Here is a 26,781-nt window from a genome sequence, read left to right as displayed (position 1 = left end):
ATTTTTCAAAATAACTGACCTGAGAATGATTTGCAATTAATTCGCTGTAAAGGGATTGGAATTAAGCCTTATAAGCGCTATAATCAGTAGGGTATGATTAAAAATAGGACATGTATTATTCTAAATCAGAATTGACGGAGGGCTATGAATATGGAAAAAGCGTTAATCTTCGGTCACAAAAATCCCGACACGGACACGATCTGTTCGGCAATCGCCTATGCGGATCTGAAAACAAAATTGGGTCAGGACGTTGAAGCTGTGCGTCTCGGCGAAGTCAATGGTGAAACCCAGTTCGCACTGGATCAATTCAAAATCGCAGCACCGCGTCTGATTAAAACAGCTGCCAATGAAGTAAACAAGGTTATCCTGGTTGACCACAACGAGCGTCAGCAAAGTGTAAGCGATATTGAGGAAGTGACTGTCGTTGAAGTTATCGACCATCACCGTATTGCTAACTTTGAGACAAGCGGACCTCTGTATTTCCGTGCAGAACCTGTAGGTTGTACAGCAACCATTTTGAATAAAATGTACAAAGAAAATGGTATCGAAGTGAGTGCACCGATTGCTGGTCTGATGCTGTCTGCCATTATCTCCGATTCCCTGTTGTTCAAATCCCCGACTTGCACAGAACAGGATGTAGCTGCTGCGCGTGAACTGGCTGCTATTGCTGGTGTAGATGCAGACAGCTATGGTCTGGATATGTTGAAAGCCGGCGCGGATCTGAGCAAAAAAACGATTGCTGAGCTGATCTCTCTGGATGCCAAAGAATTCGTGATGGGTCAGTCCAAAGTGGAAATTGCACAGGTTAATGCTGTTGACGTGAATGATGTTCTCGTGAAGCAACCTGAGCTTGAAGCAGCTATTGAAGCCATTATTTCGAGTAAAGGTCTCGACCTGTTCGTATTCGTCGTAACAGACATTTTGAACAACGATTCCGTTGCCCTGGCATATGGTACATCCACTAAAGCGGTGGAGAAAGCCTACAATGTGACGCTGTCCGACAGCAGAGCAATCTTGAAAGGCGTAGTATCACGCAAATCACAAATTGTACCGGTTCTGACTGAAGCATTCAACACGCTGTAAATCAAGCCGATTGGCGTACTCGTACGCTGATATGTATTGCAAATAGTAGCAACACCATCCTAGCCTGCTCTGATCCGTAAATGGTCAGGACAGGCTTTTGATGTAGAGGAGGAAGAATCATGATCAAAAATGAAAAGATCAAAGCAGCCGAAGTGCAGCTTACGGGTCTGAACGGTGAAGATTTGGGTGTCATGTCTACGCAGGAAGCACTTCTACTTGCGAAGCAGCATAAAGTAGATCTGGTGTGCTTGTCCTTGATGACCAGTCCGCCACCATGCAAGCTGATTGGAGCTGGAGCAGCCAAAGCGGAAGCGCAACAGGCGAAGAAAAAAGTGAGTAAATCTCCCGATAAACGTAAAGTAAAGGAAATCCGGTTGAACCTTGCGATGGAAGATCATGACCGGGATACGAAGCAGTCTCAGGCAGAGCGCATTCTGAAGAAGGGGGATTCGGTAAAACTCGTTATTCAGGTGCATGGAGCCAAAGAGGGAGTTGCTGGCAAGGAGTGGGCAGAGCAACTGAGCAAATCACTTGCTGAATTCGGCAGCAAAACGACAGGGGTTCAGGTAAGTGGTAAACAGGTTGTTGTGCAACTGGACCCGATTGCCTAAACTGCCGGAAGCGATGTAGGGAAAGCCCAATGAGGTGGCAGGGGAACTGCTGCTCCATTGGGCTTTTATGTCATCATCGGGATTGATATACCAAGTGATTCAATGTGTGAGCGGTGAACGTTCCCGTCGTTTAGCTTCGTAAATAACGACTGCCTCCAAGACGGACATATAACTGTCCGGGTAATACAGGCGTAGATCCGGCGGGAATGTTGGATGGGCTGTTCTTGGCGAATCGGGATAAATAGTAGGAATCAGGATAGATAACCATATCCATTAAATAAGCGGAGACTTGGCTGCCAGGAAAACGAAACTGATTCAGGGTACGAATGATATCTTCGCCGCGTGCAATGCCGATGCCATGTCCGTAATACCAGTTTTCACGCAACATAATCGTATTTTCCCCCTGCCATTCGGGGGTTTCCGGAGAGACATCCGGGTTTTTGAAATAAAGCACATCTCCTGGAAGGGCGGTTTCCCAACCGTTTTTTTCGGTCAATCGCAGATCACTGTCATAATGCCAGTCAAACAGTAACAGATTACGGAACAAGGCATTAAAGACATCTTCGCGAATGCTGCCCAGTACCCCGCCATATAACACAATGACTGTCGCGGTTGCACATTCAAAGGCATACAAATGTCCATTCCGCCAGATATCCCGGATGCCATCGGCAGGGGTCACGTTCGACTTTAGTTCGAATCCACCCTCCGCATTACGATTCCAGTAGGCAGGATTACATCTGGATTTTTCAAAGGATGCAAAACTGACCCCGCTACGATCCAATCCTTCCGCTGCATCGACGAGAGAGCTCCTCAGATCCCATTCAAAATGAAGATGATCCATGGACTGGTAAACGTACCTTGTTGGACCATTCTGGAGTTGTTGTAACCAACCCCATTCAAAAGCAGACCATTCCGAGTGGTTCAATTCGAGGGGTTGATTGGCGACAATGATCATGATCCATAACCTCCGTTCATGTTCATATTTTCAACATTGTATAATCGGGAGTGCAAGGGTATTGTGTAGTATATGACGTCATGTGTTCGAATTGGTATGTCTGCAATGAAAGTCGTCAGTAGCAATAATTAAGAAATGTGAATTCATGCGCGGATTTTAACCGATTTCGTTTAAAAATCATGGCATTTGGGGTAGTACTCTTATAGATGAAGTTATGTTCAGGTGGATCTGTTCATACGGAATACATTCAGATTCTCATAAAGGAGGACATGTGGTGTCGAAATCCATTACAGAGAGCCGGTCTCTGTTCGAACAATTATACACGCACGCACCAATAGGCATTGCTGTCGCTTCGCATGTGAATGGACGTTGGTTGCAGCTTAATCCGGCATTTTGTGAGATGCTCGCATATAGTGAAGAAGAACTGATGGATACTTCGGTCATACATATGATCTATGAAGAAGATCTGCACATGGAAGAATTCCGCAGCAAGTTCTGGGAAATGACCGATGAAGCACGTCCGATGTACGAGACAGAGGTTCGTCTGAAACGAAAGGATGGCTCGTTATTGTGGGCTACGATTAGAGCCTGCATTGTGAGGGATGAAACGAATGGTGATCCGTTATACCTGTTGGTACAAGCTGCTGACATTACAAAACAAAAGGATGCAGAGGAACGGCTTTTAGTGAAAAGCAAACAACTAGAGGAAAGCAGCCGTGTTTCTCGTCTCCTGGCAGAATCTTCTCTAGATTTAATTGCCATACATCATGCTGATCCTCAGCGTACATTCCAGTATGTATCGGATGCATGTAGAAGCATGTTAGGTTATGAACCGGAAGAAGTTATTGGTCAGCCGGGAACGTTTGTTATTTATCCCGAGGACGCGCCATTGGTTGAAACCTACGTGGAAGAGCAGAGGCAGGGACTGGCACCTAAACGAATCAGTTACCGTCTTCAGCATAAGGATGGATCTACGGTATGGGCAGATACCATTACCCATTATGTGTATGACGATTCAGGTAACCTAAAAGAGATGGTCGCCGTAACCCGTGATATCACAGTCAGCCAGCAACAAAAGCTAAGCCTGCAGGAGTACAGATCATTATTCGACTGTAATCCGCTGGGCGTGGCCTCTCTGGATCTGGATGGCAATCTGCTGAAGGCCAATGTGGGTCAGGAACAATTGACAGGACACACTAAGGAAGAGTTACTGAGTCGACCTTTTGATCATCTCATCGATCCTGTCGATTTGGAGAAGACCCGGTATCATTTTGAGCAGACAGTAAAGGGGACTGCCCAGAGCTACGAGATAGGTTTGATTCACAAAAACGGTCAGCGAATTGAGGCTAGTGTCATCAATGTTCCCATTTTACTGGAGGACCAAGTCGTTGGCATCTATGGAATCACAAGTGACATTACAGAGTCGAAGCGTTACGTTGAGGAAATTGAGAATCTGAGCTATGAAAGGGCGCTGATTCTGAATGGGATGTCTGAGGGTGTTATTGGACTGGACCTGGAAGGGAATATGAACTTTGCCAATCCAGCTGCTGCAGAGATGATGAGCATCTGTCCAAGTGAGATGAATGGTAAACCGCTCGAACAGATGATGATCCAAATGCAGAGCGAAGGCATTCCTTATGCATCCAAGGATACACCGATTCTGCAGGCTGTACGTGAGGGACGAAGTCTGCCGCGTACCGAATCCGTATTCTGGAGACCGGATGGCTCCAGTTTCCTGGCTGAGTTTCAATTGAAGCCGATTATGGATCAAGGGAGAACCCGTGGAGCCGTTTTGGTTTTCCGTGATATGACATCGGTGAAGGACATCATACGTGCCAAGGAAGCAGCAGAACATGCAGACCGTGCGAAGTCCGAGTTTCTCGCCATCATGAGTCATGAGCTTCGTACGCCATTGAACGGCATCATGGGCATGGCCCATCTGTTAATGGAAACGGAGCTGGATGATGAACAGAAGGGTTTTGCGGAAATCATGATTGACAGCGGTGAATCCCTTTTGTACATTTTGAATGAAATTCTGGATTTCAGCAAAATTGAAGCAGGCAAAATGGATCTGGAGCGTGCGCCTGTAGATATTAAGACCATGCTGGGTGGCGTGATCGAACTGTTTGCACTTAAGGCGTCAGAAAAAAATATTGAACTCTACTGTGAAATGTCGGATCAGATTCCTGAACGTGTTCGAGGGGATGAGACTCGAATACGGCAGATTCTAATTAATCTGGTGGGGAACGCCGTTAAATTCACAGAGAAAGGCCGTATTACAGTGAAGGTAGGGGCTGATTTCTCAGAGGAGCATGGTCGAGATCACCTGATGTTGACCTTCTCGGTTCAAGATACAGGGATTGGTATTCCAATGGAGAAGCAGCATCAACTGTTCCAATCCTTCTCACAGATAGATCCGGCCATCAATCGCAAGTTTGGCGGGACAGGTCTGGGGCTTGCGATCAGCAAAAAGCTTGTGGAGTTAATGGGCGGAGCGATTGGCGTACAGAGTGAGATTGGTGAGGGTGCAGAATTTCAGTTCACTCTGGTGCTTGAGCGGTGGCAAGATGAAAGTAGTGAATCGATCGAAGTAGCTCCGAATAATGAATTGCAATTGGATCGAGCCAGTCTTGGTCATGACATCAAAATTTTGATTGCTGAAGATCAAGCGATCAATAGTCATCTGCTGGAGGAAATGCTGCGTAAATTCGGTGGGGTGTGTGATATTGTTGAAAATGGTGCGCAGGCCGTCGAGTCATTGAACAAGGTGCAATATGACCTGGTGTTTATGGATATTCAAATGCCGATTATGGATGGGATTGAAGCGACCTGCAAAATCAGGCAAACTCATCCGGAAATCCCGGTTATTGCTGCGATTACAGCTTTTGCAGGCGCAAGTGACCGTGAGGAATGCCTGAAATGTGGAATGCAGGACTTTATCAGCAAACCGTTCCATTCCACGGAGATCAGCCGTGTACTGAATACATGGGTTCCATACATCCGCTCTCAGAAGGTAACGTAACAGAAAAATAACCTGTACCTTGAAACTCAAGGTACAGGTTATTCTGTCATTCATTCAAATGAATATGGCTCCTGATAACAAAGAATCAGGACCATCCTCCGATTAACCCGGAGAGGGTTACGCATTCGTCATCTTCCAATTCTGCAATCAGAGTGAGTTCTTCGTTGTCTTGTGGATCAACGGAGAATAATTCACGGCGTCCGTCTTCGTGTACAATAATGACTAACTGATTGCCGCCCTTTGTATCAAACTGGTACTTAACTCCGATACCAGGTAGTGGGCATTCCCGGATATTCATGAAACCTGTCACCTCTTTAGCTTTTACATAATTAAAAATCTAACCGTTCACACAGTACGGATGTATTCTACTATCCATAACACCGTTTGGCAAGTCACAAATAAAATTGTAGTGATGGAATTAACGTTTACCACGATGTGGTCTTGCACTTTGGCGCTGTCTTGCGCGTCTTCGGCGAACGAAAATCCAAATGAGCAGTGCAACGATTAACAATAAACCAAGGACTGCAATAATGATGATGTTCCGGATATTGGGAACCTGTACAGTCAGATCTAGCTTATTCATCTGGAGTGGTGAAACGTGCCAAATGAGCGTTTTTCCGCTATCTTCCACTTGGTCCGCATTGGAATCTGCTGCTTTGATGGGCAGAGACAACTTAAAGTCAAAATTTACATCTTTCAACAAGAGGTTCTTTAGAAATCCGGGCACCTTGTTAATCTGATTTTTGATCTCACCATCCGGCATGGACTCCATCAGATCGGCTTCTGCTGTAATGTGCATTTTGGAGTTGAAGAAGCCGGGTGTAGTGGATTGTTCGACCTTGATGCCTTGTGGTAACTTGGACGTATCAAAGCTGGTCGTATTGCTTTTTTCATAATGGGTTGTTGCGGTGAGTTGCTTCTGATCCCCTTGTTCCGATACCTCTGCCTGAAAGTTATTTCGATTCAATGCATCTGCGATCAGAGGCATGAGATTGTCTTGTCCGATCTTTCCAAGTGCAGAGTTGGTTACCTTGAGATCTAGATCCAGATCCGTTGAACCATCCATATTAACCGTTAGATGGGCTTCTCCATCCGCACAGGCGGATAAAATAGATAACATAAGGGTTAGTAGAACAGTAAGCATTAGCTGACGTAAGGGAATGCGAGTCGACATGTCTTTCAACCTTTCTACGTAAAATCCATTTCCAATTCATAGAAGTATAGTATACACCGTAAGGTTGGCGGATGAAACTTTAAACAGTGTAGCAAGATGAGAATGATACAGTATGATTGTGGAAATAATTGATTTATTAAAATTAAAGATTTCGTATTTTTGTCAATGTTCGGTCAATTCAAACGGAGCTTCACAGTGTACACTAGTAGTAGTGTGATGAATATACGGAAGCAGGGAGGTTACATTCATGACATATATCATTATTATGGCTGTTATTATGGTCGTAGGCATGGTCGGAATGGGCTGGTTCTATCGGATTATGGACAAAGACCAAAGCTAGTATTCCTTAAAATGTGGAACAGAAGAGACAAGCCTATAAGCTGGCTTCGCTAACGCGAGGCGGGCTTATTTGTGTTGAAAAACATCTTGAGTACGTAACCTTACATTGGCGCGTAATATATATAACCAATGATGTTGCGCAATTTGACCGATGGACAAATATTTTTCGTAAAGATGGGATTTTTTAGCTACTCTTTTGTATAATAGGGGGTAGTTTAACTCGGGATATTCCCGAGATTCTGCCAAACAGGAAAGGGTGTACATAAATGAAATTTGGTGAGTATACGTATACACGTCCCGATCTGGAACACATCAAGACATCTTTCCGTGAGCTGCTGAGCGGTTTCGAAGCTGCTGCAACGGTTGAAGAACAGAGCGGATTCATGGATCAGATTAACGCGCTGCGCAGTGATTTTGAGACGCAAGCCCAATTGGTCTACATCCGTCATTCCATTGATACCAATGATGCGTTTTACAAGGCGGAGAACGAATTTCTGGATGAGAACGCACCAATTGTGCAGGAGTATATCACGGATTTTTACCGCGCACTGGTTAACTCCAAATTCCGCAACGAGTTAGAGCAAAAATGGGGTTCACAGTTGTTCCAGCTGGCGGATCTTTCTCTGAAAACATTCAGCCCGGAAATTATCGAAGAACTCCAGAAGGAGAACAAACTTTCCACAGAATACAACCAGTTGATCGCTTCGGCCAAGATTCCGTTTGAAGGTGAAGAGCGTACGTTGCCTCAGCTTCATCCATTTGAACTGTCTACGGACCGCTCCATGCGCGAGCGTGCGTCGGAAGCAAGATACACTTTCATGGCTGAGCATGAAGCTGAATTTGATCGCATTTACGATGAACTGGTTAAAGTGCGTACACAAATCGCGAAGAAACTGGGTTATCCAAGCTATGTAGAACTCGGTTATGATCGTATGAACCGTACGGATTACAACGCCGAGATGGTTGCCAACTTCCGTGCACAAGTTCGTGATTATATCGTGCCTGTGGCGACCAAGCTCAGAGAGCGTCAGCGTAATCGGATCGATGTGGATACGCTGTATTATTACGATCAGGGCTTCAGCTTCAAGACGGGTAACCCGACACCTAAGGGTGACGCGGACTGGATTATCGATAATGGTAAAAAAATGTACGCTGAATTATCACCAGAGACGGATGCATTTTTCCAGATGATGACCGAAAACGAGCTTATGGATCTGGTAAGCAAAAAAGGTAAACAGGGCGGCGGATATTGTACGTTCCTGAACGATTACAAAGTGCCGTTTATCTTCTCCAACTTCAATGGTACATCCGGTGATATTGATGTATTGACGCATGAAGCAGGTCATGCTTTCCAAGTGTATGAGAGCCGTGATTTTGCAGTGCCTGAGTACAACTGGCCGACATATGAATCGGCTGAGATTCATTCCATGAGTATGGAGTTCTTCACATGGCCGTGGATGCAGTTGTTCTTCAAAGAAGATACGGACAAGTACAAGTTTGATCACCTGTCTTCCGGTCTGTTGTTCATTCCGTATGGTGTAGCTGTGGATGAATTCCAGCATTTTGTGTATGCGAACCCGGATGCAACTCCAACGGAGCGCAAGCAGGCTTGGCGCAACATTGAGAAGACCTATCTGCCACACATCAATTACAAAGATAATGCGTATCTGGAGCAGGGTGGTTTCTGGCATAAGCAAGGTCACATTTTCTCATCGCCATTCTATTACATTGACTATACGTTGGCACAAATCTGTGCATTCCAGTTCTGGAAACGCAGCAATGAGGACATGAAGTCCGCATGGGCCGACTATCTGACATTGTGCAAAGCGGGAGGAAGCCTGTCCTTCACCGGATTGGTTGAACTGGCTGGATTGAACTCTCCATTCGAGGATGGCTGTGTATCCTCCGTAATTGGTGAGATTGAGGCATGGCTTGACGGCGTGAACGATAAGGCGCTGTAAGCCTTCGTAAGGATGCTTTTAGTGTAAGTACCTGCGGTAAGGTATAAGTAGTGGATAAAGCTTTAAGATAGATAAGTAAGACGGCTTGGAGACCTTCGGGTGTCTGGGTCGTTTTTTTCATTACGGGGAAAAATCAACCTCAAGTGTAACATTTATCGGACTCATTGTGATTTATTTCACTATATCTGTAAACGGATTCAGTTACAATGTAGATAGTAAATCAGGGGTTACAGGAGGCTGGTTCAAATGGCAACACATGCATATTATGTTCCGCCCGTGAACTTGATGGGTAGAGGATGTTTACAAGAAGCAGGTCAGATGATTGAACAGATGGGTATTCGCAAAGCGCTGGTCGTAAGTGATCGTGCATTGATTACTTCAGGTGTTGCTGAACAGGTACTGTCTATATTAAGAAAATCAGGGTTAGACTATGTAGTATATGATGAGGTTCAGCCTAATCCAACGTGTCAGAATGTACATGACGGACTTCACGTATTCCAGGATCATGGCTGTGACGCCATTATATCGATAGGCGGAGGTTCACCACAGGATGCTGCCAAAGGCATTGGCATTGTAGCTACCAATGGTGGACATATCCGTGAATATGAAGGATTGCATCAATCGAAACATAAGTCCGTGCCACTTGTGGCCTTTAATACAACGGCTGGCACATCGAGCGAGGTGACAATTAACTACGTGATTACAGATGAGGAACGCAAAGTGAAGATGGTGATGGTGGACCGCAACAGTCTAGTCTCCCTGTCGGTTAATGATCCGGAGCTGATGCTCAGCAAACCTGCAAGTCTTACAGCGGCCACAGGAATGGATGCGTTGACCCATGCCATGGAAGCGATGGTTACGCCGGGTGGATTTACAGTGACAAGTGCTACAGCTGCAGCAGCTGTTGAATTGATCTTTGAATATTTGCCAAGAGCCGTGAGAGACGGCAGCGATCTGGAAGCTCGGGAACATATGACGTACGCGTGTTTTCTTGGCGGGATTGCTTTTAATAATGCGGGCCTTGGTTATGTGCATGCGATGGCGCATCAACTGGGTGGCGTGTATGATCTGCCGCATGGTGTATGTAACGCAATGTTACTCCCCTATGTGGAAGAGTTGAACGCGAAGCATGTCCCCGGCAAATTCCGTCATATTGCCAAAGCCATTGGTATGGATGTGAAGGGAAGAAGCGATGAGGAGTGTTCGGAGTACGTCATTGAGGCCATTCGACAGCTATCGAAGGAAGTAGGCATCCCCGAGAAACTGTCCGAACTGGGCGTGAAGGATCCTGATGTTGAACTGCTTGCGGATAACGCGATGAAAGATGCCTGTGCACCAGGCAATCCATATCAACCATCGAAGGATGAAGTGATGGAGTTATTCCGCAAAATTATATAGACCATTTCAGAACGGACATACCAAAGTACAGTATGATCCTGCTAAAGCTAGAGGAGAATGGACTAAGCAGGATCCATAAAATCGACAGACAAAATGAGCCGGGATCGAAAGTCGGCTTTTTTGTCGTGTTCGCAATCCATATTTTTACTTATTTTCCCACTTAATGATTGCACAAAAACTAAAGGAGTTTCGTTCCCTATTATCGAATACATTATGAATAGCAGCGACACGAGAAAGGGTAATTTGAACCTTAATTTGATGTCGATGTTTTCCAGCAAGATTCCCCAGTCCGTTTCGTGTTTAATGTTAAATAGGAGTAGAGTAGTCTATTACATTGTTCACGAGCTACACCTTAAGCACTACATCCAACATTCACCTCAGTAAGACAGTCAAGACAATTCTACACCGCATCATCTCAATTTCAGGCTTCACAATCCAAGAGTTCAACTGCAATAAGAATAACACCAGTTACACATCTGTACAGCATGCTCCTAATCATGACAACAGTGTCCACACAACAGAATATCGATTATGGGCTCTGAAATGAATCAGAACGAATGCACGTGGAGGAGGCTGTAATGATGGCGAAAAAAGAAGTTGTAGCGATGCTACTTGCCGGAGGGCAAGGGAAGAGGTTAAAAGGATTGACCAAATCACTGGCGAAGCCAGCTGTATATTTTGGAGGAACATACCGAATCATTGATTTTCCACTGAGTAACTGCTCCAATTCGGGTATTGATACGGTTGGTGTGTTGACCCAGTATGAACCACTTGTCCTGCATTCTTACATAGGCATTGGCAGTGACTGGGATCTGGACCGTAAAAACGGCGGGGTATACGTACTTCCTCCTCATGAACGTGAAGACGGAAGCAACTGGTACCGGGGCACAGCGGATGCAATCTTCCGCAACCTGAACTTTATTGAACAATTCGATCCCGAGCATGTGCTCATTCTGTCAGGGGATCATATCTATAAAATGGATTACGAAAAGATGCTTCAGTACCATAAAGAAAAAGACGCGGACTGCACCATATCCGTTATTGATGTCTCATTGGAAGAAGCCAGCCGGTTCGGGGTGCTGAACACCAACGATGACTATAGCATTTATGAATTCGAAGAAAAGCCTCCTGAGCCCAAGAGCACACTTGCTTCCATGGGTATCTATCTCTTCAAGTGGGATGTACTGAAACGTTTCCTGATTCAGGATGAACAACAGGCGTCCACCTCTTATGATTTTGGTAAAGATATCATTCCGTTGTTGCTTGAAAATGAAAAATCCTTATATGCGTATCCGTTCGAAGGGTATTGGAAAGATGTAGGTACCATTCGCAGTCTGTGGGAGTCCAATATGGATTTGTTGGACGAAGATACCCCGTTTAACCTAAATGATCCGGACTGGCGTATTTTTACACGTAATCCGAACCAACCCGCACAATACATCTCGCCTTCGGCCAAGGTGCGGAATTGTATTATTAGTGAAGGCAGTGTGGTGCATGGAGAAGTCAATCATTCAGTCCTGTTCTATGGAATTGAGGTTGGGGAGAACAGCGCCGTTATAGATTCTGTCATCATGCCAAGGGTGAAGATCGGGCAAAATGTGCGTATTCACCGAGCAATCATTGCAGAAGGATTGGTTATTCCGGATGGAACACAGATTTCGCCCGCACCGGGAGATGAGAGTGATATATTACTCGTCGATCAGGAAGAACTGGAGCGTCAGCTTCGCCAAGGAATAACCAGTAAGGCCTAATTGAAGCCAAAAGGACGGTGCATGCGATGAAATCATTGATCGGAGTTATTAACCTTGACCATGAACTTGAGGAATTGAAGGAATTGACGTACTTTCGCTGCGGAGCCGCGGTGCCTTATGCCGGGCGTTACCGTCTGATCGATTTTGTTCTATCTAATATGATGAATGCCGGAATTGAGAGTATAGGGGTGTTTGTCCGTCGTAAGTATCGCTCGCTGATGGACCATCTCGGTGACGGCAAGCCTTGGGATTTGGATCGTAAGCATGGGGGCATGTTTATTTTGCCGCCCGACTGGAACGATCCAACAGATACATCACAGGGGGACTTGCAGCACTTCCATAACAATCTGGACTTCTTCCGCAGAGGTGCAGGGCAATATGTAGTGCATGCGGGCAGTCGCCATGTGACCAAAGCAGACCTCCAGGATGTCTACAGATATCACATCAACAAAGGAGCGGACGTTACACTGGTCTGCAAAAAAGTGGATCAGCTGCTGCCTGAGCATGACGCCTGTGTCAAGGTTGACCATGACGGGGACGGTAACGTGGTGGACATTCACCAAAGCGCTAACCACCCGAATATATATACAGAAATTTTCATCATGGAAAAGGAATTGTTCCTGCGCCAGGTGCAGCGCTGCATTGATCATGGCGAGAGCCATTTCTTCCGGGATGTTATCCAAAAAAATCCAGATGGATTGAATATCGCTGCGTATGCATATGATGGCTATCACGCGGTCATCAATTCCATTGACAGTTATTATCGCAACAGTATGGATCTGCTGAACACAGGTCAATATGAACAACTGTTTAAGGAAGATCCGATCCAGACGAAAATTAAATACGAAGCGCCTGCCAAATACCTGGATACCGCCGATGTTAAACATTCACTTCTCGCGAATGGCTGCATTGTAGCTGGAGAGGTGGAAGACAGCATTTTATTCCGGGGCGTACAGGTGGCTAAAGGTGCCAAAATTAAGGGTTCAATCATCATGCAGAAATGCTACATTGGAGAAGGAACCGTACTTGAGAACGTCATTCTGGATAAAGACGTGAAGCTCACCGGAGGACAGACACTGATCGGTGACCCGTCGAATCCATACATCTTGGCGAAAAGCACTATTATCTAAAGCCCACACGTAACCGATATCTTCTATAAATATATATAAAATAAAAATCCTGTAGGATGGATTTAAGGTTCGTAGACATTCGATGCATGAATTGCATCTTCGAAAGTTCTCACCAACGTGCAAACGCAGTGAAGGGGATGGAATCGATTCTGAAGGAGCCTATGCTTTCTTCAAATTTTAACCTTGTCTTATATAAATTCAACTTAAACATTTACACAAAACGGAGAGGACAGAAATGACCTGAAGAAGCGCAGCGCTCGCCTTTATCCCCGGATTTTCCCTTTTTAAAAAGGAATCAAAAAATCTGGGGATAACAGCGATCGGAAGGTTATTCTGTCATCGAAGTGTCCAGTGTAAATATTAGTCAGTTCAATTTGTATAAGTAAATCGAGAAAATTTGGAGACAACAGCGATCATAAGAACGATTCGTCACCGGAACGGGCTTTTAGCCGAAAGTGTAGCCCTTAATGGTGTTGCAGGCTTGCGTATCAAATGTGTATGAACCGCCACCGTCCTACAGGATTTCCCCGGGAGGAACCTACTTTTGTTTGACAATAAAGAAACGTTCAAGAGTATCTTTACACGGAATCTGGTCAGCAAATTGGGCAAACCGATTGAAGAAGCAACAGAGGAAGACGTGTACCACGTACTGGGAAGCATGATTCGTGAATATGCAGGCCAGGATTGGGCAGCGTCGAATCAGGGGTTTAAGCAGCGCCAGGATAAACAGGTCTATTACTTCTCGCTGGAATTCCTGATTGGACGTCTGCTCGGCAACAATCTGCTGCATGTGAATGAATTGGAATTGGTCCGTGACAGTTTGGCTGAGCTGGGCTTTTCTTTGGAAGAGGTGGAAGAACAGGAGGCGGATGCAGGACTGGGTAACGGAGGTCTGGGACGACTCGCTGCCTGTTTCCTGGATTCACTCGCATCCCTCGGATATGCAGGACATGGCTGCGGTATACGGTACAAATATGGGCTGTTTGAACAAAAAATCATTAATGGCAATCAGGTGGAGCTACCTGACAACTGGCTGGATAAAGGCAACGAATGGGAAGTACGCCGTCCGGACAAAAAGGTGGAAGTGCAATTCTGGGGCCGTGTAGAAGCTCATGAACAGGATGGACATTATCAGTTTGTTACAAAAGATGCTGAATCGGTTGTAGCCATTCCTTATGACGTGCCTGTCATCGGTTATGGTCAGACCCATGTAAATACATTGCGGCTATGGAGTGCCGAGCCGAAGCGGGAGACTTCACTCGACACCCCTTCGAACTATTACGGCTATCTGGATTATAGCCGTTCGGTCGAATCAATCTCGGAATTCCTGTATCCGGATGATTCCCAGTACGAAGGAAAGCTGCTGCGATTGAAGCAGCAATACTTCATGTGTTCGGCAGGCGTGCAAAGTGCGTTGCGTACATTCAACAAGCTGGAGCTGTCGTATGATCGTTTGCCGGATAAAGTGGCTTTCCACATCAACGACACGCATCCAACCTTGGTTATTCCGGAACTGATGCGCATCCTGATTGACGTGAAGGGTTATGGCTGGGATGAAGCATGGGATATCACGACTAGAACCGTATCGTATACCAATCATACGACGCTGAGTGAGGCACTTGAGAAATGGCCTGTATCCATGATCAGCAAGCTGCTGCCGCGGATCTATTTGATCATCGAAGAGATCAACAAACGCTTCTGTGGCATGCTGCTGGATCGGTATCCGGGAGATCAGGATCGCATAGGGCATCTGGCGATCGTTGCGAATGATCAGGTGCGGATGGCGCATCTGGCGATTGTAGGCAGTCATAGCGTGAATGGTGTCGCTGCATTGCATACTGAGATTTTGAAAGAGCGCGAGATGGCTCCGTTCTATGCACTGTATCCAGAACGTTTCAATAATAAAACGAATGGCATTACCCATCGTCGCTGGCTGATGCATGCCAATCCGAAACTGTCGGATCTGATTACAGATACGATAGGAAACGAATGGATAACAGAGCCGGGCAAACTGGACCAACTGGCAGGTTTTGCGGATAATACATCATTCCAGGAGCAGTTCCGTTCGATTAAGCGGGATAACAAAGAGCGGCTTGCTGCGTACATTCTGGATCATACCGGAACCGCAGTGAATCCGGACTCCATCTTTGATGTACAGGTGAAGAGGCTGCATGGCTACAAACGACAACTGTTGAACATTCTGCATGTGATGCATCTGTATAATCGGCTTAAGCATGATGCTTCGTTTGATATGGTGCCACGTACGTTTATATTCGGCGCGAAGGCAGCGCCGAGTTACTATTTTGCCAAGAAAATCATCAAGCTGATCAACACTGTGGCTGACACGGTGAATCGGGATGCGGCCGTGAATGACCGCTTGAAGGTGTTTTTCCTTGAGAACTACTCCGTCTCTCTTGCAGAGAAAATCATTCCGGCTGCGGATGTTAGTGAACAGATCTCAACCGCAGGCAAGGAAGCTTCAGGTACGGGCAACATGAAGTTTATGATGAACGGCGCCTTAACAATTGGCACGATGGATGGAGCCAACGTGGAGATGGCAGAGCAGGTTGGAGAAGAGAATATGTTCATCTATGGTCTGCGTGCGGACGAAGTGCTTGAGTATTATCGTTCCGGCAGCTACCGTCCGAATGAAATTGTGCAGCACGATGAACGGATTCGCGAGGTCGTGGAGCAATTGGTGCATCCAGGTGCATTCTGTTATCGAGACGGGGAATTCTGGGATATCTATGACTCACTGCTGGCTCATGGTGACGAATACTTTGTATTGCGTGATTTTGCTGCTTATGCAGACGCGCATGCTGCCATTGACAAGGCGTATCGGGATATTCCGGGCTGGACTCGGAAAGCGATATTGAACACGGCGCATTCCGGCATATTCTCCAGTGATCGTACGATTAGTGAGTATGCTACGGATATCTGGGGAATTCATCCGGTGTCCGGGAACTGGAAAGGTTAAGAAAAGATTTTTAGACAAACTGGTCCCCTTGTTCACAAGAGTCATCTCTGCTGGTTAATCAATCAGAGCAGAGAGCATCTCCTTGTGGAACAAGGGGATTTTGGCATACAGTGAATTATAGGGACACTCCGAATGAATAGAAGCGGATTTCACATGTTCCTCATGACAAGTTCGCACACAAAATCAAAAAAAGGTTCAGGTTCTCAGTCATACTACATATGAAATCGTTTGATATTTCGAATTAGATAGGAGACCTGTCACGATGGATCATTACACACGAATTCAGCTTGCTATTGAGTATCTGGAGCAGCATTTGCAAGATGATTTTAATATCAGAGAGACGTCCACTGCTGCGAGCTTTTCGGCGTTTCATTTTCAACGTTTATTCCAGGCAATCACCGGGTTCACAGTACTCGAATATGTGCGTAGACGTAGATTAACGGAAGCTGCAGGGGTGCTGAGGGACACATCGCAAGGCATATTGGACATTGCAATACGCTTCGGTTATCAATCCCAAGAGGCTTTTATCCGTGCATTTTCAGCCTACTTTGGGATGACACCGGCGAAGCTACGTAAGCTGGAAGCGGATCAGTGGTCACTTTTGAATATGCAGCGGAGCATTGATTTTAACGATTATCGAACCCGGCTTGGTGGAACATTCCACATGAACACACCCCGCATAGTCACATTGGCTCCGAACTGGATCATCGGCTATGAATATAAGACCAACCTGAATGACAACCACCATTACACTGAAATACCCGGATTTTATCACGATTTTGGTGTGGAACAGAGATTCATGGCGATCCCGGAGAGAACACGCCCTGATATGGCCTACGGTGTAGCCTGTCGTTTTGAAGAGAATGGAGCATTTTCTTTTATTGTGGGTGAAGAGAGCAGTGGAACATCTCAGGTACTTGAACCTGGTTTTACATCGATTGAGATTCCGGGCGGCTTGTATGCAGAGTTCACCGTGGAAGGCTCCGGGCAGGATATCCGTAAAATGATCTATGGCAGCTGGCTGCCTCAGTCCAACTATGAGCGGAGGGAAGGACCGGACTTTGAAGTGACGGATGTCTGGAAATCGACGCCTGAACAACTGGACATGAAGATCTATATCCCGTTAAAATAGACCTTACCGCTTCGCGGAATTCAAGGTCGGAGGACGGATGAATGAGCGAAAAGTCATGGCTTCACTCCAAATGGATGCTCACCATTGTTGCCTGCACGGCATTGCTGTACATACTGATTATGGGCATTTTACTGTTTGTCAGTGGACGAACGCCAGGCATGTATTATCAATATAATCTCTTACCCTTCGAGACGATTCGGCCACTTCTTATGGAGAGAGAGAGGTACAATACAGACACCTGGGTCAAGAATCTGTTTGGCAATATCGTTTTGTTCATGCCGCTGGGTATCTGGATTCCATGGTTGTTTCGGAGGTGCCGTACATTCCTGACTTTTACAGCAACAGTTGTTTTGCTTCTGCTTGGTGTTGAATTCATACAATTGATTACACGCGTGGGTTCGTTCGATGTGGATGACATTATTCTGAACACAATTGGTGCTTGGATAGGTTACGCTGGATTGAAGTTACTCTTTTTATCACAAAGAAGGACTCGGAATTGAGCCGCAGATCGCGGTCCAAGACCGGGTCTTTTTTTGCCTGAGATATCTTTTAAATGTTTACAAGGGAATCTTTTCGGATAAAACATATTAACGGCTTAATACAGTGAGCAGAGATTATATATAAATTGAACTAAACATTTACACGAAACGGAGAGGACAGAAATAACCTGAAGAAGCGAAAGCGTTCGCCTTTATCACCGGATTTTCCCCTTATAAGGGGATTCATAAAATCTGGGGATAACAGCGATCGGAAGGTTGTTCTGTCATCGGAGTGTCCAGTGTAAATATTCTTTAGTTCAATTTATATAGTACACAAAGATGAGAGCGAGGTGGACGATATCGTTTGGTGGAAAGAGAGTGTCGTATACCAGATCTACCCGAGCAGCTTCAAGGATTCGGACGGGGATGGACAGGGTGATTTACAGGGGATCTATGAGAAGCTTGATTATTTGGAGAATTTGGGCGTGGATGTGATCTGGCTCTGTCCCATCTACGATTCACCAGGACATGATAACGGATATGATATCCGGGATTATTACGCCATTCTGCGCAAATACGGCACGATGGAGGATTTTGATCGGTTATTGGCAGAGGCCCACAAGCGTGGTCTCAAGATCATGATGGACCTGGTGCTGAATCATACGTCGGATGAACATGCGTGGTTTGCTGAGTCTCGTTCATCGAAGATGAATCCGAAGCGGGATTATTATATTTGGCGTTCAGGCAAAAATGGGCAGGTGCCGAATAATTGGGAGTCCTATTTTGGAGGTTCGGTGTGGAAACATGATCCCGAGACGAATGAATATTATTTGCATCTGTATTCGGAACAACAACCTGATCTCAATTGGAATAATGCACAGATGGCAGAAGAGATGTATGAGATGGTGCATTGGTGGCTGGAAAAAGGGGTAGACGGCTTTCGTTTCGATGCAGTAGCGCATATCGCCAAGGCAGAAGGTCTGCCCAGTGCCCATAATCCGGATAATCTGCCGGTGGTTCCAGCGTATCAGCTCTTTTCCAACCTGGAACAAGTGCACTCGATCCTGAAGAAACTGAATAATATGATCCTGAAACCTTACGGACCCATGACGGTTGGCGAAACTTCGGGACTTGGGCCTGAGCAGGCCTTGGCTTATGTGGGCACGGATCGTGACGAGCTTAATATGGTATTCCAGTTTGAACATATGTTCATTGATGCTAAATCTTCAGGAATTGGGAAATGGAACTATAAGGAATGGAAACTGAGCGAACTCAAAGAAATCATGAGTCGGTGGCAAACGGTTTTGCATGGTAGAGGCTGGAACGCCAATTACATGGGCAATCACGATCAGCCACGCCCGGTTTCCCGGTTTGGAGATGACGGTAAATATCGGGTGCGTTCTGCTCAGATGCTGGCGACCTGGATGCTTACACTTGAAGGAACACCTTATATCTATCAAGGGGAAGAGATCGGCATGACCAATGTCGCTTTCCCGGATATCGAGCAATACCGGGATATTGAGACGAAAAATTATTATAATCATTACATTGGTCAAGGTAAGTCGAAGCATGAAGTCATGCAGGCGATCTGGCTGAAGAGTCGCGATAACGCCCGCACCCCGATGCAATGGGATGATACGGAACACGCTGGGTTTACCCAAGGTCAGCCTTGGATTCAGGTGAATGAAAATTATCCTGAGATTAATGTAGCTGATGCCGAAAGTGATCCGCAATCCATTTTGCATTATTATCGTAAGCTAATTGCCCTTCGCAAACAGCATAAAGTGCTTATCTATGGCGCGTATGAACTGCTACTACCGGATGATCCGGATATCTATGCCTATACCCGAACGTTGGAAGATGAGCAGATGCTGGTCATTCTGAATTTCCGTGGGCACGAGCCTGAGATGTACTGGCCAGAAGGCTGGACTTCCGAGCATGCCAAGCTGATGATCAGCAATGTAAGCAGACGTTACTCTACGGATGAAGGTGCCATTCAGCTGCAGCCGTATGAAGCAAGGGTGTATCGTAAGCAGCCGTAAGACGGAGGAAGGCGTAATTTTGCGTTGGTGAAGAGCTATGATTTATAATCATAAGATGGTCTCAAAATAATTAAAGTATAGGTCAGGAGGAACCCAAGTTGTTGAATATTACGTTCCATGGTCACTCCAGTGTGCAGCTGGGCACAGAAGAAAAGTCTCTGATCATTGATCCTTTCCTGTGTGGCAACGAACTTGCTGTCACGAAGCCTGAAGATATCAAGACCGATGTTGTGTTGCTAACACATGCACATATGGATCACATTCTCGATGCTGAACCGATTGCCAAAGCGAATAACGCCAAGGTTGTGGCTATTGTGGAGCTCGCTACATATATGTCTTGGAAAGGTCTGGACACGCTCGGAATGAATATGGGCGGCACGGTAGATCTTGGCTTTGCTCAAGCCAAAATGATTCAGGCATTCCATACATCCGGGATTGTGCTGGAAGAAGAACAACGGATCATGTACGCAGGTTTGCCTGCTGGATATATCATCACCATTGGTGGCAAAACCATTTTGCATGCCGGAGACACCAGTCTCTTCGGAGATATGAAAATGATCGGTGATCGTCACGATATTGATGTTGCCTTCCTGCCTATTGGTGGACATTTCACCATGGGACCTGAGGACGCGCTGCAAGCAGCCGAATGGTTTAATGCCAAGCTGACGATTCCGGTTCATTATGATACATTCCCGGTGATTCGTCAGGATGCGGAACATTTCGTGCAGCAGCTGGCTGCAAAAGGTTTGGAAGGCCGCGTGCTGGCCCCGGGAGAATCGATTAGACTGTGATAGTACATTTAACCCCTGTTCAATAATAAATGGATTAATGGATAAAGACGAATACCACGTCAAGATAACTGACGCGATATTCGTCTTTTTTCGGTTTCAGGTTCAATTTTCACAGGTAGTGTTGGTACAAATGACAAAAACATTGAAATTCCATTGTTGAACTCCGTTTCAGAATGATATAAAAAGTTACACGGAAACCAACGGGAAATCCGAATCGACCGCAAACAGGGGGAGCGTTCATGTCATTTGTAAAATCATTATTTTTTCAAATTATCGTAGCGGTAATCATCGGGATTGGCGTAGGCATCCTGTGGCCTGATCTGGGCAGTATGCTGCAACCACTGGGTACAGGCTTCATCAAATTAATCAAGATGATTATTGCACCACTGATATTCATGGTCATTGTGACAGGTATTGCCAAGATCGGTGATCTAAAGTCCGTAGGTCGCATTGGACTGAAAGCCATTGTGTGGTTCGAGATTGCAACTACAGTAGCACTGGTTCTGGGATTGGGAACAGCCAATCTGCTTCGTCCAGGTGCGGGAATGAACGTGGACCCTTCAACCATAGACGCAAGTGGCATTGAAGCGAAAACGAATGGTTCCGAGTTGCCACATACGGTAGACTTTATTATGAATATTATTCCGACAAGTGTGGTGGACGCCTTTGCACAGAATGCCCTGCTGCAAGTGTTGCTCGTGGCCTGTCTGTTCGGGGTTGCGCTGGCAGCAACGGAGAGTAAGGCAAAAGAAAATGTACTGACGCTGATTGAGAATTTGCTTGGTATCGTGTTCCGCATCATCGGTTATATCATGAAACTCGCACCCATTGGTGCCTTTGGAGCCATGGCCTATACGGTAGGAGCTTATGGGGCTTCCACATTGTCGTCCTTCGGACTGCTTATTCTGGCATGTTACGGCGCAGCGCTGCTGTTTCTCGTTATGTTGGCACTCGCTGCCTGGTGGATCACCGGGCTGAATTTCCTGCAATTTGTGAAATATACCCGTTCTGAAGTGATGCTGGCAATTGGAACCGGCTCATCAGAAGTGGTGATGCCACGCATGATGGACAAACTTACTAAGGCGGGTTGTGATCGTGCAGTTGTAGGACTTGTGGTGCCGACAGGGTACTCGTTTAATCTGGATGGTGCTTCGATCTATTTATCGCTGGCAACGGTTTTTGTGGCCCAGGCTGTAGGGATTGAACTAACATTTATGCAGCAAATCACGATTCTGCTAGTGTTGATGTTGAGTTCCAAAGGCATGGCAGGTGTACCTGGCTCCGCATTTCTGGCCCTGTCCGCCACGGCAGTAGCCGTCAATGCTTTTCCGGTAGCAGCGGTTGCTCTCCTGCTTGGTGCAGATCGCTTCATGGATACAATGCGTGTCTTCACAAACCTGATGGGTAACTGTGTCGCAGCGTTCGTGGTGGCAAAATGGGAAGGTCTGCTGGATCAGAAGCGAATGCGTGCCGTACTTTCAGGTGAGATCAGTGCAGCTGAACTGGAACGGGAAGAACAAGCTGCGCTAGCCTTATTAAAGCTAAATATGCAGGAAAAACAGGGTAAAACAGTAGTTTCACCTGAGATGTCGTAAGAAACATGTCCCCGGTGTCGTGACTTAGTCAAGTGACAGTAACTGTATCATTTAAAATCAACACAATGATTGACTGACAACGCTCAATACAATTAACAAGTTAAACCAAATTGGACCGTCTGTTGCCCACATCCATCGTGGGAAGAACAGACGGTTTCTTGTTATACCAATACAGATATCATGGAGTTCACGAACGCCGGTTCCAAAAAAAATGTTACAGAGGAAAGATTTATGGGGAATGTGTAGAAGAGACGAAGAATATACATAATATAGTTTCAACTTGTATATACATGTTTACTTATGTAATATAGATATGAAGTTAGTTGAGAACATGGAATGAAGCATTACAATTTATTGGAGGCGTTAACATGAGTTCTAATCATACAACTCCGTCATCTTGGTGGAAGACATCAACGGTGTATCAGGTATATCCGAAGAGCTTCAATGATACTACCGGATCGGGCACTGGAGACATTCGCGGTTTAACCGAGAAGCTTGATTATTTGCAGCATCTGGGTATCGATATTGTGTGGTTGCAGCCGGTATATGTATCCCCGCAGCATGATAATGGGTATGACGTAGCGGACTATTATCGGATTAATCCGGATTATGGGACGATGGAGGATTTTGACGAACTGTTGAAAGGTCTGAAGGCCCGTGATATGAAACTGATGATTGATATCGTGGTGAATCACTCCTCGACAGAACATGAATGGTTCCAGCAATCCCGTTCATCCAAGGATAATCCGTATCGGGATTATTATATTTGGAAAGATCCTGCCCCGGATGGCGGTGTGCCGAACAACTGGCAATCGAAGTTCGGTGGACCTGCTTGGCAGTTCGATGAACAGACGGGACAATATTTCCTGACTTTATTTGATAAAACGCAGGCAGACCTGAATTGGGAGAATGAAGAAGTACGAAAAGCTGTGCGCGATATGATCAAGTTCTGGGCGGAAAAAGGTGTGGATGGTTTCCGCATGGACGTGATCAACCTGATCTCCAAAGATCAGCGTTTCCCGGATGATGATGGTAGCGTTTCACCGGGTGATGGACGCAAATACTACACGGATGGACCGCGTGTGCATGAGTACATTACCGAGATGTATGAAGAAGTATTCGGGCCTTACAACATGGTGACTGTAGGGGAAATGTCTTCCACAACACTGGAGCAATGTATCCAATATTCGAACCCTGCTTCCCGTGAGTTTTCAATGACGTTCAACTTCCACCACCTGAAAGTGGATTATCCGAATGGTCAGAAATGGGAACTGATGCCGTATGATTTTGAAGCGATGAAGCAGCTCTTCAGTGAGTGGCAGACAGGTATGCAGGCTGGTGGAGGCTGGAACGCGCTGTTCCTTAACAACCATGATCAGCCGCGAGCACTGTCCCGATTTGCCGATGATGGTGACTATCGTGCCGAGAGTGCCAAGATGCTTGCAACAACGATACACGGAATGCAAGGTACGCCTTATGTCTACCAGGGTGAAGAGATCGGCATGCCGAATCCGGTCTGGAATGACGTTAGCGAATTCCGCGATATCGAATCCACGAACATGTACCGCTTGCTTCAGGAAGAACGAGGCAAATCCGCTGAAGAAGCTTTCAACATTGTAAAAGAGCGTTCCCGAGACAACTCCCGGACACCGATGCAGTGGAATGGGAGTAAGAATGCCGGCTTCACTACGGGGACACCTTGGCTGAAAGTGGATGAGAGATACCCATCCATTCATGTGGAACAGCAGTTGGCTGATCCGGATTCGATCTACTACCACTACCGCAAATTGATTGCCCTTCGTAAACAGGTTAACGTACTGACCGACGGTCTGTATGAACGCCTGGACGATGCACACCCAGACGTGTTTGCTTACGCACGGACCAATGGAAGCGAAACTCTGATTGTCGTATCAAACTTCAGTAAACGTGACGTCACATTCTCGCTTCCGGAAGCGGTCTGGAATGATCATATTGCAGGCAAATCAGCAGAGTTGCTCATCGGAAATACGAAGGCAGCGCCTGCGCTGACGGAGGAAATTTCCCTCAGTCCGTATGCATCCTATATGTGGCTTGTGCCACAACAGGACTAATCATATTTTATAAATAGGAAGTGACACTATGGCAATCGATAAAAAACAGGTTGAGGAGATCGTCCGGGCAGTTGGCGGTAAAGAGAATATTGAGGCTGCTACGCACTGTGTTACACGACTCCGGTTTGCCTTATACGATGAGAGTAAAGTGGATACCGAAAGTCTGGATCAGAATGATCTAGTCAAAGGACAGTTCTCTTCTCAAGGACAATTCCAGGTCGTTATCGGGCCTGGTCTGGTGGATAAGGTCTATGATGAGATGATTCAGATTACCGGGGGAGATCGTTCTTCCAAGGATGATGTGAAGGCCGTTGCTGGTAAAAAGCAAAATCCAATCCAGCGAGCCATCAAAACACTCTCGGATATATTCATCCCCATCTTGCCAGCGATCATCACGGCAGGTCTGTTGCTGGGTATTAACAATATTCTGACAGGTCCAGGCATTTTCTTTGACGGAAAATCACTGGTCGATGTCTATCCAGCATGGAAGGACCTTGCTTCCATTATTAATACGATCGCAAGTACAGCCTTTACGTTCCTGCCGGCTCTAATCGGTTGGGCAGCTGTAAAAAGGTTCGGCGGCAGTCCGCTGCTCGGGATCGTGCTCGGTCTCATTCTGGTACATCCCGATCTGCTGAGTGCATATGGTTATGCTGATGCTGTGAATAATGGCACGGTGCCAACATGGAATCTGTTCGGTTGGGAGATTGAGAAGATCGGTTATCAAGGGCAGGTTCTGCCGGTACTGGTATCGGCCTATCTGCTTGCGAAGATGGAGATTTTCCTCAATAAAAGGGTACATGATTCGATTAAACTGCTGGTCGTTGCACCAGTCACGTTGCTGATTACCGGATTCTTGGCCTTTACGATCATTGGTCCAGTGACATTCGCCATTGCGAATGCGATCACATCCGGCTTGATCTATGTTTATGATTCATACGCGGCTCTGGGTGGTCTGATCTACGGTGGTTTGTACGCTTTGCTGGTTATCACCGGTATGCATCACACCTTCCTCGCGGTAGATGTGCAGCTCATTGGTAGTCAGGGCGGTACATTCCTGTGGCCGATGCTGGCATTGTCCAATATCGCACAGGGTTCAGCGGCACTTGCCATGATGCTTGTCCTGCGTGAGAAGAAAATGAGAGGACTTGCGGCAACGTCCTCGGTGTCGGCCTTCCTCGGGGTAACCGAGCCGGCGATCTTCGGCGTGAATATCCGTTATCGTTATCCGTTTATCTTCGGTATGGTTGGTTCCGCTATTGGTGGTGTGCTGCTGACGATGAACAATGTTCAGGCAACCTCCATTGGTGTAGGTGGCGTGCCGGGCTTCCTGTCGATTTTCCCTAACAAGTGGGGCGTCTTCTTCATCGGCATGGCGATTGTTCTGGTTGTACCATTTGTACTGACCGTCCTTTTTGGCAGAGCCAAAATGAAAAAAGAAGATCGCAGTGAAAGCAATGGTACGGGTACGGAGTCCAAAGCGGTTACATCACAATCTGCTTCAGGAGGAGTAAGTACTTCGACTACAAATACAGACTCGAACCAGCGCACACGTAGTGCGGCTCAAGTAGGGAATGAAGCCGTGAATACACTGGAAATCATGGCACCTTTAACAGGGCAGGCCGTATCACTGGAGCAAGTGCCTGATCCGGCTTTTGCCGAAAAACAAATGGGTGAGGGCGTAGCGATTGAGCCTTCCGGCAACGTGGTTGTTGCCCCGTTTGATGCTCAGGTAGCTCATGTGATCAAAAGCAAACATGCGGTAATTCTTGAACATGCGAGTGGTTTACAGGTGCTGATCCATGTGGGGATCAATACGGTATCACTCAAGGGTGAAGGTTTCAATATGCATGTCGAAGCTGGCGAGCATGTAAAAGCTGGACAAAAGCTGTTGGAATTCGATCGTAAGGTAATTGAAGATGCGGGATATCCGTTGATTACACCGATTATTATTCCAGATGGCCAAGATATGGTTGAACGGGTGGAAGTCACAACAGGTGATGTTACATCCAATCAGAATGGTGTGTTGAAGGTTCATCTGAAAGGTTAATTGAATATCACAACATGACGGGGGCTGCGTGATGCGCAGCTCCTTTTTTGTTGTAAGATCGTTATTTTCATGACGATCATGGTAAACTGTATATAAACTGGAAGAATCACATTTTTAAAATAATGGTGATAGAATGTATCGTCTGACTAAGCATGCTACAGGCATGTTCGAGTAGTGGCGTTCATATGGTGGAGAAAGAGT

General features: G+C 46.2%; 18 protein-coding genes. 15 read left to right on the top strand and 3 right to left on the bottom strand.

The window, feature by feature from the left end:
• The first annotated feature begins 150 nt into the window (after positions 1-150).
• Together FS628_RS02020 and infC are read left to right on the top strand one after the other, a co-directional pair.
• The gene (locus FS628_RS02020; protein ID WP_145318260.1) at positions 151-1,083 is read left to right on the top strand and encodes a manganese-dependent inorganic pyrophosphatase; all 933 of its coding nucleotides are present in this window, start codon (positions 151-153) and stop codon (positions 1,081-1,083) included.
• Positions 1,084-1,202: 119 nt separating this feature from the next.
• Positions 1,203-1,694: a translation initiation factor IF-3 gene (gene infC, locus FS628_RS02015; protein ID WP_145318257.1), complete on the top strand. Its 492-nt coding sequence runs from the start codon at positions 1,203-1,205 to the stop codon at positions 1,692-1,694.
• Positions 1,695-1,824: 130 nt separating this feature from the next.
• Here the strand turns inward: infC and FS628_RS02010 are convergent, their stop codons facing one another.
• Positions 1,825-2,649 (bottom strand): protein-glutamine gamma-glutamyltransferase, encoded by an 825-nt coding sequence (locus tag FS628_RS02010; RefSeq protein ID WP_145318254.1) that lies wholly within the window; start codon positions 2,647-2,649, stop codon positions 1,825-1,827.
• A 274-nt stretch (positions 2,650-2,923) separates the two neighbouring features.
• On the opposite strand from FS628_RS02010, the gene FS628_RS02005 reads away from it, so the two are divergent.
• The gene (locus FS628_RS02005; RefSeq protein ID WP_186327691.1) at positions 2,924-5,671 is read left to right on the top strand and encodes a PAS domain S-box protein; all 2,748 of its coding nucleotides are present in this window, start codon (positions 2,924-2,926) and stop codon (positions 5,669-5,671) included.
• Between the two features lie 85 nt (positions 5,672-5,756).
• Here FS628_RS02005 and FS628_RS02000 read toward each other — a convergent pair whose 3' ends face one another.
• Both FS628_RS02000 and FS628_RS01995 read right to left on the bottom strand, forming a co-directional pair.
• A complete protein-coding gene (locus FS628_RS02000) occupies positions 5,757-5,969 on the bottom strand; it encodes a hypothetical protein (protein ID WP_062834023.1) in 213 nt (70 codons plus the stop codon).
• A gap of 120 nt (positions 5,970-6,089) precedes the next feature.
• Positions 6,090-6,845, bottom strand: a complete 756-nt coding sequence (locus FS628_RS01995) for a DUF3153 domain-containing protein (protein WP_145318249.1) — start codon at positions 6,843-6,845, stop codon at positions 6,090-6,092.
• 605 nt (positions 6,846-7,450) lie between these two features.
• Between FS628_RS01995 and FS628_RS01990 the strand changes: the two genes are divergently transcribed.
• From FS628_RS01990 to treP, 12 genes are all read left to right on the top strand, one after another.
• A complete protein-coding gene (locus tag FS628_RS01990; protein ID WP_145318246.1) occupies positions 7,451-9,145 on the top strand; it encodes a M3 family oligoendopeptidase in 1,695 nt (564 codons plus the stop codon).
• Between the two features lie 246 nt (positions 9,146-9,391).
• Complete coding sequence (locus FS628_RS01985; protein WP_145318243.1) at positions 9,392-10,543, top strand: iron-containing alcohol dehydrogenase; 1,152 nt, start codon at positions 9,392-9,394, stop codon at positions 10,541-10,543.
• A 581-nt stretch (positions 10,544-11,124) separates the two neighbouring features.
• Positions 11,125-12,294 carry a glucose-1-phosphate adenylyltransferase gene (locus FS628_RS01980; RefSeq protein ID WP_076217121.1) on the top strand — a complete coding sequence of 390 codons (1,170 nt, stop codon included), beginning with the start codon at positions 11,125-11,127 and terminating at the stop codon, positions 12,292-12,294.
• Positions 12,295-12,320: 26 nt separating this feature from the next.
• Complete coding sequence (glgD, locus tag FS628_RS01975; RefSeq protein ID WP_145318240.1) at positions 12,321-13,424, top strand: glucose-1-phosphate adenylyltransferase subunit GlgD; 1,104 nt, start codon at positions 12,321-12,323, stop codon at positions 13,422-13,424.
• A gap of 544 nt (positions 13,425-13,968) precedes the next feature.
• On the top strand, positions 13,969-16,401 hold the full coding sequence (locus FS628_RS01970; protein WP_145318237.1) for a glycogen/starch/alpha-glucan phosphorylase: 2,433 nt from the start codon (positions 13,969-13,971) through the stop codon (positions 16,399-16,401).
• Positions 16,402-16,663: 262 nt separating this feature from the next.
• On the top strand, positions 16,664-17,533 hold the full coding sequence (locus tag FS628_RS01965) for an effector binding domain-containing protein (RefSeq protein ID WP_145318234.1): 870 nt from the start codon (positions 16,664-16,666) through the stop codon (positions 17,531-17,533).
• 41 nt (positions 17,534-17,574) lie between these two features.
• Positions 17,575-18,033: a VanZ family protein gene (locus tag FS628_RS01960; protein ID WP_145318232.1), complete on the top strand. Its 459-nt coding sequence runs from the start codon at positions 17,575-17,577 to the stop codon at positions 18,031-18,033.
• Positions 18,034-18,362: 329 nt separating this feature from the next.
• Positions 18,363-20,054, top strand: coding sequence for a glycoside hydrolase family 13 protein (locus FS628_RS01955; RefSeq protein WP_145318229.1), 1,692 nt, complete (start codon positions 18,363-18,365; stop codon positions 20,052-20,054).
• 98 nt (positions 20,055-20,152) lie between these two features.
• A complete protein-coding gene (locus tag FS628_RS01950; protein ID WP_145318226.1) occupies positions 20,153-20,845 on the top strand; it encodes a metal-dependent hydrolase in 693 nt (230 codons plus the stop codon).
• Positions 20,846-21,084: 239 nt separating this feature from the next.
• Complete coding sequence (gene dctA / locus FS628_RS01945; RefSeq protein WP_145318223.1) at positions 21,085-22,440, top strand: C4-dicarboxylate transporter DctA; 1,356 nt, start codon at positions 21,085-21,087, stop codon at positions 22,438-22,440.
• 368 nt (positions 22,441-22,808) lie between these two features.
• Positions 22,809-24,530, top strand: coding sequence for an alpha,alpha-phosphotrehalase (treC, locus tag FS628_RS01940; protein WP_145318221.1), 1,722 nt, complete (start codon positions 22,809-22,811; stop codon positions 24,528-24,530).
• A gap of 28 nt (positions 24,531-24,558) precedes the next feature.
• Positions 24,559-26,580 carry a PTS system trehalose-specific EIIBC component gene (gene treP, locus FS628_RS01935; protein WP_145318218.1) on the top strand — a complete coding sequence of 674 codons (2,022 nt, stop codon included), beginning with the start codon at positions 24,559-24,561 and terminating at the stop codon, positions 26,578-26,580.
• Positions 26,581-26,781 lie beyond the last annotated feature (201 nt).

The sequence above is a fragment of the Paenibacillus xylanexedens genome (assembly GCF_007676705.1).
In the GTDB taxonomy this organism is placed as follows: Bacteria; Bacillota; Bacilli; order Paenibacillales; family Paenibacillaceae; genus Paenibacillus; species Paenibacillus xylanexedens_C.
This window is presented reverse-complemented; position numbering and strand designations above follow the sequence as displayed.

Excerpts from the sequence above, each read along its gene's own strand:
- FS628_RS02020 (WP_145318260.1), top strand. The coding sequence starts at position 151 with ATGGAAAAAGCGTTAATCTTCGGTCACAAAAATCCCGACACGGACACG.
- infC (WP_145318257.1), top strand. The coding sequence starts at position 1,203 with ATGATCAAAAATGAAAAGATCAAAGCAGCCGAAGTGCAGCTTACGGGT.
- FS628_RS02010 (WP_145318254.1), bottom strand. The coding sequence starts at position 2,649 with ATGATCATTGTCGCCAATCAACCCCTCGAATTGAACCACTCGGAATGG.
- FS628_RS02000 (WP_062834023.1), bottom strand. The coding sequence starts at position 5,969 with ATGAATATCCGGGAATGCCCACTACCTGGTATCGGAGTTAAGTACCAG.
- FS628_RS01995 (WP_145318249.1), bottom strand. The coding sequence starts at position 6,845 with ATGTCGACTCGCATTCCCTTACGTCAGCTAATGCTTACTGTTCTACTA.
- FS628_RS01990 (WP_145318246.1), top strand. The coding sequence starts at position 7,451 with ATGAAATTTGGTGAGTATACGTATACACGTCCCGATCTGGAACACATC.
- FS628_RS01985 (WP_145318243.1), top strand. The coding sequence starts at position 9,392 with ATGGCAACACATGCATATTATGTTCCGCCCGTGAACTTGATGGGTAGA.
- FS628_RS01980 (WP_076217121.1), top strand. The coding sequence starts at position 11,125 with ATGGCGAAAAAAGAAGTTGTAGCGATGCTACTTGCCGGAGGGCAAGGG.
- glgD (WP_145318240.1), top strand. The coding sequence starts at position 12,321 with ATGAAATCATTGATCGGAGTTATTAACCTTGACCATGAACTTGAGGAA.
- FS628_RS01965 (WP_145318234.1), top strand. The coding sequence starts at position 16,664 with ATGGATCATTACACACGAATTCAGCTTGCTATTGAGTATCTGGAGCAG.
- FS628_RS01960 (WP_145318232.1), top strand. The coding sequence starts at position 17,575 with ATGAGCGAAAAGTCATGGCTTCACTCCAAATGGATGCTCACCATTGTT.
- dctA (WP_145318223.1), top strand. The coding sequence starts at position 21,085 with ATGTCATTTGTAAAATCATTATTTTTTCAAATTATCGTAGCGGTAATC.
- treC (WP_145318221.1), top strand. The coding sequence starts at position 22,809 with ATGAGTTCTAATCATACAACTCCGTCATCTTGGTGGAAGACATCAACG.
- treP (WP_145318218.1), top strand. The coding sequence starts at position 24,559 with ATGGCAATCGATAAAAAACAGGTTGAGGAGATCGTCCGGGCAGTTGGC.